This is a genomic window from Neptunicoccus cionae, from assembly GCF_002860325.1.
Classification (GTDB): domain Bacteria; phylum Pseudomonadota; class Alphaproteobacteria; order Rhodobacterales; family Rhodobacteraceae; genus Amylibacter; species Amylibacter lutimaris.
In genome coordinates this window covers 106,411-117,031 of sequence record NZ_PKOJ01000006.1, presented here as the reverse complement: position 1 = coordinate 117,031, position 10,621 = coordinate 106,411, and the positions used below count along the sequence as shown (strand labels likewise).

The 10,621-nt window shown below is 56.1% G+C and carries 7 protein-coding genes; 1 reads left to right on the top strand and 6 read right to left on the bottom strand.

The window, feature by feature from the left end; translation table 11 throughout:
- Window positions 1-23 precede the first annotated feature (23 nt).
- A complete protein-coding gene (locus C0U40_RS14500; RefSeq protein ID WP_101656528.1) occupies window positions 24-731 on the bottom strand; it encodes a 4'-phosphopantetheinyl transferase family protein in 708 nt (235 codons plus the stop codon).
- 32 nt (window positions 732-763) lie between these two features.
- On the opposite strand from C0U40_RS14500, the gene C0U40_RS14495 reads away from it, so the two are divergent.
- Window positions 764-2,566, top strand: a complete 1,803-nt coding sequence (locus tag C0U40_RS14495; protein WP_101656527.1) for a CocE/NonD family hydrolase — start codon at window positions 764-766, stop codon at window positions 2,564-2,566.
- Window positions 2,567-2,572: 6 nt separating this feature from the next.
- Here the strand turns inward: C0U40_RS14495 and C0U40_RS14490 are convergent, their stop codons facing one another.
- The 5 genes from C0U40_RS14490 to C0U40_RS14470 all read right to left on the bottom strand — a co-directional run bounded on the left by C0U40_RS14490 (window position 2,573) and on the right by C0U40_RS14470 (window position 10,605).
- Window positions 2,573-3,784 carry a glycosyltransferase gene (locus C0U40_RS14490; RefSeq protein ID WP_101656526.1) on the bottom strand — a complete coding sequence of 404 codons (1,212 nt, stop codon included), beginning with the start codon at window positions 3,782-3,784 and terminating at the stop codon, window positions 2,573-2,575.
- Window positions 3,774-5,969, bottom strand: coding sequence for a GumC family protein (locus C0U40_RS14485; protein ID WP_101656525.1), 2,196 nt, complete (start codon window positions 5,967-5,969; stop codon window positions 3,774-3,776). The genes C0U40_RS14490 and C0U40_RS14485 overlap by 11 nt, the downstream gene beginning before the upstream one ends.
- A 122-nt stretch (window positions 5,970-6,091) precedes the next feature.
- A complete protein-coding gene (locus C0U40_RS14480) occupies window positions 6,092-7,543 on the bottom strand; it encodes a hypothetical protein (protein ID WP_101656524.1) in 1,452 nt (483 codons plus the stop codon).
- A 5-nt stretch (window positions 7,544-7,548) separates the two neighbouring features.
- Complete coding sequence (locus C0U40_RS14475; RefSeq protein ID WP_101656523.1) at window positions 7,549-8,781, bottom strand: glycosyltransferase family 4 protein; 1,233 nt, start codon at window positions 8,779-8,781, stop codon at window positions 7,549-7,551.
- A gap of 114 nt (window positions 8,782-8,895) precedes the next feature.
- Window positions 8,896-10,605, bottom strand: coding sequence for a hypothetical protein (locus C0U40_RS14470; RefSeq protein WP_145991943.1), 1,710 nt, complete (start codon window positions 10,603-10,605; stop codon window positions 8,896-8,898).
- Between the last annotated feature and the right edge of the window lie 16 nt (window positions 10,606-10,621).

Below are 10,621 nucleotides of genomic sequence, written 5' to 3'. Positions count from 1 at the left end.
GCGGTTCAGCTTTAAAGGCCGTGTCAGCGGCGTGTAATGGTAACAGGGCGTGCGTGGCTGAATACGGCAATCGCGCCCACCAGTTCTGGTGCGAAATCAAGATGATGCAAAGTCAGATTTTCTACACAAGACGGATCGGGTGCGTAGCGCAGCAGTTGTGGTGGCGCGTCCGGTGTCAGGGTAACGTCAAAACTGTCCAGTTCCACCGAAAGCCCTTCACCATGGGCTTTCAACACCGCTTCCTTGCGGGTCCAGCACCGGAAGAACCCGTCAGCAAACCTCTCAGCCCCTATGGCTGCCAGTTCTTTTCGTTCGGACAGGGAAAAGAAGCGTTCCGCAAGGTCCGTTTCCACTGGGCGGTAATGCTGGATGTCGAGCCCGAGATCGCAGCCTTTGGTGACAGCAAGAGCGGCAGTGTTCTCGGAATGGCTGAGGTTGAAGAACACTTCCCCCGAAAGGGACGGCTTTCCGTTTGGCCCATAGTCAAACGCAAGTCCCGATGCGGAGATGCCCGTGTATCGCGCCAGAATATGTCTCAGCGTTGCGCGGCCAACGGCATAGCGGTTTTGGTGCAAGGGCTGCACAAATCTACCGGCGCGCTGCTGTTCTTCGTTGCACAGCACCGACAGGTCAACATCCTGCCGCGCGTCCAGATCCCAGACCCAAAGATCAATATTCACATTCAAACCGGCATTGCCCTGTCGCTTCAGCTGTTCCGGCGACACTGGCATAACTCCCCCCACAGGTCGAGAGGTTCAGGCCTATGTTGAAATCCGTCCTGATCCGGCTGACGTTCTTGTTGTCCTTGCTTGCCGCTGTTCTGGTCTTGACGGAACAAGGCCGCGCCTTTCTGCGCCCTGTAAAACAGATGTTGGAGTTTCGCGCATTTGCGGCAGGCTTATTGGTTGAAACCGACGTGCAGGAACATCAGGTCGTAATGCCCGATGGTGTGACGCTGGCGACAGACATATATCTGCCCGAAGGCGGCGCTGCGCAAAAGCCGGTGGTTCTGGTGCGGCTACCTTATGGTAAGCGGGTATACGGCGAAGCACTGCATTGGGTTCGTCTGTTTACCGCCCACGATTACGCTGTTGTGGTGCAGGACATGCGCGGGCGTTACGGCTCTGGCGGGGTGTTCGCACCATACCCGAACGAACGGGGCGACGGCGTGGCCACACTTGACTGGATTGTCGCGCAAGACTGGGCGTTGCCGCGTGTGGGCACAATAGGATGCTCTGCGCTGGGCGAAGCGCAGGTGTTGCTGGCCGCAGAACGCCACCCCGCCCACCGCGCGATGATCCCTATGGGGGCCGGCGGCTCAATCGGGACTGCGCAAGGTGCCTATGGTTTTTTCGGGTTTTTTGAAGGGGGAATCCTGAACCTTGCCTCCGGTTTCGGCTGGTTTCACGGGCAGGGCGGCAAGATAGGTGATCTGATGCACGCTCCGGCCGCAGACTACAAGAAAGCGTTGCAGACTCTGCCGGTATCAGAGGCAGTTTCCCGTTACCGCGCGGATGACACGGACTTTGAAGAGTTGTTAAGCGGGTTTGACGATCCTCAAATTCACAAGGCTTGGGGATATATCTCGGATCAGGACAGCTTTGATATACCAACCCTGATGGTAGATACGTGGTATGATTACGGCATCGGTTTCAGCTTTCAGCTGTTTGACATGATCCGCAAGAACAGCCCTGAAAGCCGGTTCTTGATCGCTCCGGCAACCCATTGCGATATGGCAGGGCCGCTTTACAACGGAAGTGTGGGCGATGTGGCGGTGTCTCCGCAGGGTACAACCGATTTGGACGGGATATACCTATCGTTTATGGATGCGCATCTGAAAGGGCAGGTGGAACCGTCCCTGCCAACTTTTCAGCCGTATATGCTCAACCGCGACGACTGGCTCGCCACAGAGGTGTGGCCGCCACGGGCCGCCCGCGCGCAGAAACTTTATCTGCGGGGCGAAGCATTAAGCAGCACACCTGACGCGGCACCAGATGATCGAATCTTCCGGTCCGATCCTGCCGATCCGGTGCCGACCATTGGCGGTGCGATCTGTTGTACGGGCGACCCGGACTCCCGTGCGGGGCCTTTGGACCAATCCCCGCTGGAGGCGCGGGAAGATCTTTTGATCTATACCAGCGAACCGTTCGGAAATCCCCTTGATATTGCCGGACCGCTCAGGGCTGTATTACATGTTTCAACCAATGTTCCGGATACGGATCTGGTCGTGCGGCTGACGGATGTGGGGCCGGACGGACGCTCGATACTGATACAAGAGGGTGCCTTGCGGCTGCGTTACCGGAACGGTTTTGACGCGCCCGAGCTTATGCAGCCGGATCAGGGGTACCGTGCAGAGGTTTCCCTGCGCCATATCGCCTATCGCGTCAAAACCGGTCACAAGTTGCGGTTGCATGTTGCGGGCAGCAGCTTTCCGCGTCTTGCCCGAAACATGAATACAGGCGGTGACCCCCATCAGGAAAGCCATCCGCAGATGGCACAGATCACACTGCACAGTGGTGCAGGGGCTGAAAGTTTTGTGGAACTGTTTACACTGCCAACGCCCTGAACGCCCCTAACGCGGGGCGAAGCCGAGATCGCCAATATTCCGCGCAATGCCCGCCTGAAATGCGGTTTCATCGAAGTTTGCTGCATGTCGGGTCAATGCAAGCGGGTTCAATCCGTCCAGTTGCTCTGCCTCAAAGGTTTCTACCGCTTCGACAAGTCCTCCCACCGAACAGTCCGGAAACAAAAGGCCTGTCTGACGGTCCAGCACAGTATCGAGCGCCCCGCCGCGACCATAGGCGATCACAGGGCGGCCCGAGGCCATAACTTCGACCGGAATAATGCCAAAATCCTCTTCTCCAGGAAAGATCAGTGCCTTGCAGCGGGCCATATGGTCCTTCAGCACGGGGAAGGGCACTTTACCCAGGAATGTCACATTATCCGGTGCGGTGCGGGCCAGCTTTTTCCACGTCTTGTCCGGCCCACCGATCACGACCAGCGGCTTTTTCAAATGTCGAAAGGCCTCTATCGCAATGTCGGGGCGTTTGTAGGATGCCAGTTCGCCTGCCCAAAGGTAGAAATCGCCTCTTTCGCTTTTGGAAACCGGTGCAAAATCCTCGACAGCCACAGGGGGATGCACGACATCGGCGTCACGGCGCCAGTATTTGCGGATACGCGCGGCCACATGGTTTGAGTTGGCTACGAACCCGTCTACACGCGCGGCACTTGTTACATCCCAAGACCGCAACCCGTGGGCCAGATGGGGCATCAGAGCCCGTGTGATCACCCCAGCACCGTTGCGATAGGTGTGATATTGGTCCCAAAGGTACCGCATAGGGGAATGGCAGTAGCACAAATGGGGTGCCTCCGGTGGCGCGATCACGCCCTTGGCGGGGCCAGCCTCGCTCGAAATCACCAGATCATATCCGGTCAGGTCGATCTCCTCTAATGCGCGGGGCATGAAGGGCAGGTATTTCTGATACATTTTCGCTGCCATAGGAAGCCGCGAAACAGAGGTTGTTTTGACCGTATGACCATTTATCAGATCGCTGATGGTCTCGGGGGTGTAAACATGGGTGAAAATATCTGCCTGCGGGTACATCCGGCACAGGGATTCCAGCACCTTTTCGCCGCCGCGCATCCCCACCAACCAGTAATGGATGATTGCCACGCGGGGCTGTGACCCGACAGTGTGCAATCGCGCTGGAGCATACAGGGCTGATGCCGTGCCGCGCGAAAGGTCCGCCTGTTCGCGCAGCGGTGTAAAACCGTTATTCTTCATAGGCGTAACCCCCGACAAATTCTGTTAGATATTCCTTCGGGTCCACCATGTTAAAGACCAGACCGCTGGGTCGTGCACGGGCATCTCCGAGCATTCCAAGCGCCTTTTTAACCGCCTGTTTGGGCGTTTCATTCCAGCGCACCACAAACACCAGACTATCAACAGCGCGCGCCAGCATCAGCCCGTCAGCCACCGCCAGAACCGGCGGCGAGTCGATGATGATCACATCATAGCTTTGTTCCAGCAGGTCCATGATTTCTGCCAGCTTATCCTGTCCCAGCGCATCTACTGTTTGCGCATGGGCGCCGTTAGAGGTCAGGATGTCAAAGGGCATGTGGGTGTCCGAATAAACGGCCTGATCCAGATCGCAGGCCCGTTCAAGATAGTCCGACAGGCCGAATTTCATATCCCAGCCGAATTGCGCAGCCAGACCGGAGCGGCGCAGGTCGCAATCTACAAGGATCACGGATTTTCCTGTCTTCGCAATCATCGCTGCAAGGTTCAGTGTTGTCGTCGTCTTGCCTTCATCCGGTGTGGAAGACGTCACCAGAATCTTTTGCGTTTTACCCGCAGGCAGATGCATCAGAACCGAGGTGCGCAACTGGCGGATGCGCTCGGCATATTCGCTGTTGGGCGCGTACATCACGTCCAGATAACTGTCGACCGGATTGTCCCATTCACCCGCTTGCAAGGAAGCCAGAACAGGCAGGCCTGTATCCGCTTCAATATCATCTTCGCTGCGGTAGCTTTTTGAGGCAAACCCCAAATAAAAGGTCGCGCCAAAGCCTACGGCCATGCCAAGCATCGCCCCCAAAACTGCGATAAGTTTGGGTTTCGGAGCAGAGGGCGATCCCGGCACAGTGGCCTGTTCGATGATCCGCGCATCCGCTTTTTGCAACTGTTCCTGACTGCGGGTCTCTGTCAGGCGGTTCAGCAGTTGTTCATAAGCCAGCCGTGCCGAGTTTACCTTGCGTTGCAATTCTTCCTGATCCAGTTCGTTCGTGGAAATCGCAATCATCCGTTGCTGCATCTGTTCCATATTGGACTGGATGGATCTTTCGCGGGCTTGCGCCAGTTGCACTTCGCCCTTTTTCTGCTCGATGATCTTTTCGACTTCGGCGACCATCTCTGCCTCGATCACGTCGATCTGGCTGCGCAAACGTTTGCGGGACGGGTGTTCGGCATCATAATTTCGCGCCCAGACACCGTCTTCGATGGTCAATTTGACCCGTTCGGCGTTAAGCACTTCCAACTGGGGGGAGGTCAGCAATGTGCCGGCCTTTCTGACTCCCTGTTCGGCCACGATCACCTCAAGCTGGTTGAGGCTTGCCTCTGCAATGGTACGGTCTCCTTGTGCTTCGGACAGCTTGGTTGTCAGTTCGAACAATTGTTGCGAGATTGCCTGCAAACTGGTGCCGTCGGCTTGCAGGTTGGCCATCCGGCTGCGGACACCGGCAGCCTGCGCTTCTTCCAGTTCCTTGCGCAGGATTTTAAGCCGCTCTTCAATCCATGCGGTCGCCTGTTTGGCGACATTCTGGCGGTTCTCCAACTGCTGTTCGATGTATTTTTCCGCAATGGTCTGGGCCAGTAAGGCCGAGAGTTGCGGGCTTTCCGTTTTGGCTGTGATGCTGATGACGAAGGATTTGCCTTCGCGCCGCACGGAGAGGTTTTTGCGGATCACATAGACCAGTGTTTCGATCTTGCTGCGCAGCGCCTGTTCCGGTGTCGGCGGTTCAGGCGTCTTCATTAATCCCAAACCCCGCGCCACTGTTTTCACGCGGTCTTTCAAACCGGGGGGCTGGTGCGCCGGATCAAGGATGGCCAGCCCGCTGAAGCCGATTTCGGCGATAACCTCTTCGATAAGCAGGTTGGATTTAATCACCGCCGCTTCGGAAAGCACGAGCTGGTCGTTTATGTCGAGATCGGAGACGACATCCTCGCCTATTGTCACCTGACTTTTGCGCGGGTCGAGCATGACTTTGGATTCAGCGCTGTAAGTCGGCGTAATCTGGGAGACGAGCACATATGCCAGAACTCCGAACACCAGCGTTGAGAGGATGATAAGATTGCGTCGCCGCCAGATCATTTGCGCAAGCTGCTTAAGGTCAACCATATCCCGATCATCTGACCCGATCCGCTTCATCGGGAAGAAACCGTCCTCAAATGGGGGCTTGCGATTGTACATGACAATCTCCTACTCGCTAATCAAAACTACTTACGCGGAAACACAGCCTATGGTGTGCCTCCTGAAAGGGGTTGTGTCAAACTTTCCCTTATTTTTAAGGGGTATTGTTGCCTCAAGCCGACCTAAGGAATAACGCGCTGCGCGATTGTCCCGTTTCGCTCAACAATGGAAGGAGAGGTCTCTTTCGCTTCTTTAAGTGATTCTAAAGCAGCCCCGCGGGCAAGTCCTGTGATCAATCCTGCCAGCACGAAAAAGAAGATTCCCAGATCCGGTGTTGGCGTTGTCAGCAGTGCGGAAATTACCAGCGCAAGGCAGGCGGTTTTAAGACTGTGTAATATGGCCGTATCCTGCACTGAACCCTGCCGGATGCGTGCCCGTGACAACCCGCCCAGAAACAACAGGTAAAGCGCAGTTCCCGCGATGCCGATGCTCCCCAGACAGGCCAGAAACCAGTTTGAAGCACGGATACTGCCAAGTCCGGCACCCATCATGTTGGTATCAAGAAAATTCTGCCAGGCCTGTACGTTCCAGCTCATCCGTTCCACGCCGGACTGGCTATCGGCCTTGTCAAACAGCACGGTATCAAAAAAATCGCTGACCGGTTCGAGGAACTGATAAGCGGCAAAGCCCGTCATGGCGAAAAGCCAGACCGCAAGCAACACGATCAGGGTCACAACCATCGCCTGTTTGCGCACATGCCCCTTGCGGCTGTCTACCAACGCAAACAGCCCCATCACCAGCAGCAGGGCCACCACAGCGACATAGGTCGAGGAAGAGGTCGAGCGGAGCAGGACAATGCCTGTTGCGATCAGACAGAAGAGCGCTGTGCGGGACGGTGGGCCGGAGATCCAATAACGAAGCCAGAAGCCGAACAGACCGAGTGTATAAAAACCGAAAGAGGACGCTTCGGGAAAGCCGCCGATCATCCGCTTCAGCCCTGCCATTTTGTGATCTACCAGCATGGAATAGTTTGCCGTGCGGATCGGATCGAGTATTTCGGGCGCACCCGCCGCAAAGGTCAGGACATCTAGCCAGCCGAGCGCGAAGTTCACCACCGTTGCAGCGATCATCGCCTTGAGAACCTTGTCAAAATCCGGCTTGATACGGAACAGCGTCGCTACCGCAAAGAATGCCAGCACATCCAGCATCAGGCGGAATAATTGCGTGATGTTGCCGGTCGTGGGGCGCAGGAAAACCGAAATGATCTCGGTCTTGTTGTCCGCGCGCGAAATGCCGAAAACTTCCGTCTGATAGGCAAAGAGCCGTGGAAATATCAAGGTGGCGACAACGCAATAAAGCGTCAGCAGCAGCAGATAGAAGCCGGGCTGTCCAAATCGCATTGTCCCCACAATCCTTGCCGGTCCGTTGGGGCCTGAAAAAACCAGTGCAAAGAGCACCAGGGCACCTAAATCAATGATCCCGATAGAGGCCCCGCCGACCGCAGGCATATTGAATGCAGCCGCAGCGCCAAAGGGGGACATGATGAAAAACCAGTGCAGGCCCCGTTGCGGCCCCTGTTTCATCAGCATCACCACCAGAAGCAGGGCGAGAAGGGTGCTCGGGACGATCTGCATCTGTGTCAGGCGGCTTTGTCAATCAGGGCGTCATACATGGACAACAGGCTATCCCCCCAGCCTTGCGGTGTCATCGCGAAAGGGGTCTCGTTGGCATAGGCGGTTTCACTGATCCGGCGCAGATCTTCTGCCGGCATTTCTTTCATTGTGATCAACGTGCGGGCGAAATCGACGGGATCAAGCACGTCACAAGCCAGCCCCAAACCGCGGCTGGTGATTTCTTCCGCCAGAAATGCCGTGTGGGGCATGATCACAGGAAGGCCGCTTTGCTGCGCTTCTATTGCCACCATGCCAAAGGGTTCTGCATAAAGGCTTGGCATCACAACAGCGCGGGCTTCTTGCAGCAGAACTGCCAGTCGGGGCGCATCACACCAGCCTTCTTGCCGGACTTCTGGAAACTCGGTCTGGAACATCTGGGATAGCGGCCCTTCGCCCACGGTTACCAGCGGTACTTCTGCCGCTCGGGCGGCATGTGCCAGTTCGATAATGCCCTTGTCCGGCTCCATCCGACCCACGAAATAAAACGAGCTGTTTTCTTCAGCTTTAACCCGCTGTGCGGTGAATGGATGAACCGGATTGCGGAGTGTTTTCAGTGTCATAGAGCCGTATCCGAATGTGGATAACCGATCTTGCATTTTGGGATGTATTGCCACCACGGCGCCCCAGTCATGCTTGTCGGTCAGGATGCTGCGAAGGCCGGTCTGGCGCAGCACCCGCCAGCCTTTATGCAGGAATGACCGCTTGTCACATTGGGTCGCCAGACAGGACGCACCAAGCGGGGATCGATCACACGATATACGTTTCTGGAAGTCGTAAAACACCCCGTTCGGGCACGCAAGAAACTGGTCGTGGGAATGGATCACCACACGGGGGGCGACGGGTTTCAACGCACTGAAAATACTTGGTGAAAGGATCAGGGACCATGCGTGTACGTGATAAATCGTATCTTTGGTATCTTTGTCGCGGATCAACTGCTCCAGCGCGGATTTCGCCCGCGTATTGTACAGACCGCTTGCCATTGCATGAAGTTTTCCCTGCTCCAGCAAAGGTTTTCCGCCCACAGAAACAATATCCACCCCCAGATCCGCAATGGCCGTGTGGCGGGCATCATCGCCGCAAAACAGGGTGACAGGCACGCCACGTGCGCGGAACAGTTTCGCGGACAGCAGTGCCAGCGCTGTCGCTCCGCCCCGAGCAAGGCTGAAGTCGTTAATGATAACCACCCGCGTGCAATTCATGAACTCTTTACCTTTGGTATGTACGAATAAATTTCATTCCGATTAGGCGGCAAAAAAGGCGGAATTATGAGGGTATTTTGACATTCCCGCTATGGGAACGTGACTGTGATATTTCTATTCTGCGGTCAACACTCCGGAGTGAGAGGAGATTTCACCTGAAAGCCTGATCCGGTGTTCTGTATAATCTCCCCAAGGGGTGCCGTTCGGCCCGATCATGAAACGGAGATTGTCACCTTTTTCCAGTAGGATATGGCGATCTTTGATGTGCAGTTTGTCTGTGATCGTGCGCTCGGTCACAGGCGTTTCATTCAGAGAGATCGTCAACCGTATACCGTCCTCACTCTTCCCGCTGACCTTCCATTGTGCGTCAATGGCTACAGGTCCGCTTTGGGGTGCGGTGTAGCTCTGAACCACAGTCACATCTTTTCCATCCTTCTGGGTTGGCACTAGGAACTCCGCAGTCAGTCGCAGATCCGGAAAATCGCTGTGTCCGAGGTATGGCACCCAAGGCACGCCCTGTCGTTCCTGCCCCGGCATGGTTTGAAACGGGCGTTCGGTTCCGTCAAACAGTATACTATTCTGCCAGTCTGTCTGATCAGGTGCAGAACCGGTCAGAGGAAACTCCAACTGGTGGTAACTATCCGCGTACAGGGTTTGCGGGGCGAAATACAGGTCGCGCGTTAGGTCGATCGGATGTTCTGATAGGAAGATCAGCGGTTCAGTTGCGGAAAGGGCCAGTTCGTCCTGATCCAAAGCCAGCCCTGTTCCGGTAAATGCTGAAAGTGCTGGCGAAACCCGAAGCGTGCGGGGTTCTCCCCAGATCACCAGTTTGCGCTGGTTGAATAGGCAGCCATAGGTGAAAGGGTCCGGATTGAAAGCCTTTACCGGCAGTCCTGCAAATTCCGATTGCGCGAATTTGTATGCAAGTCCTGTCTTTGTGGGGGCGCCTGTATCATCCACGACGGGAACCAGCCCGTCGCCCCGTGGGTGCATCGGATACCAGACGGCCCGATCCACGCCGGACAGGGCCATCTGGCAATAATTGCGAAGCAGGAAGCCGGGTGCATTGTTGACGTCAAGTGTGCCGAACTCGGTAATTTCGATGGGATTTGATGCCGCTTCCGGTAGACGGCGTAATACATTGATCTGGCGTATTAAATGTTCCGGAGGGGTGTCGTAGGTATGGAGCGCAAGGGCATCCGTGTAGGCCGCTGCCCCCTTGTCATACGTCATCGCCAGATACCCCACGGGAATGGAATGTGCTCCGCCGCCCACAATGCGAATGTCAGGGTTTACCGCCTTAACCTGCGTGTACACGGTTTTCAGCAAGGCCACGTAATAACCCGCTCTGGCCTCAAGATCGGGCGTGCGCACGGGACCGCTGACAAAATCGTTGCCGTTAAATTCATTCCCCACTTCGACAGAGCGGATGTTGGGATATTGCGCCACGGTTCGGGCGGCGTAGTTTCCAAAGGCCGCAACGGCCGCTTCCGTATGTGCTGTATCACCGCCGTCATAAGCAGGATGGAATGCGTTGACAAACAGGCTCATGTCCAATCCGCGGGCCCGCAGGATACCGGGGAATGCGGCCCTCCAGCTACGGTAGTCGAACCGGCCATTTGCCTTTTCCACAACGTTCCAGTGTACGGTATCGCGAAAATCCATGACGGGAATTGTCGCGGTGCCATCCAGAATGTCCGGCCGCCAACCCTGACTGAAATTGGCTGCGACTGCAAGGGAGGGGCCAACTTTGGGTTGTGCGAGGCCTTGGCTGCCCAAAGCCCCCAGAACCAGCGCCATAGCCAGTCGCTTTATTTGATACATCGCCTGTCCCCCGAAA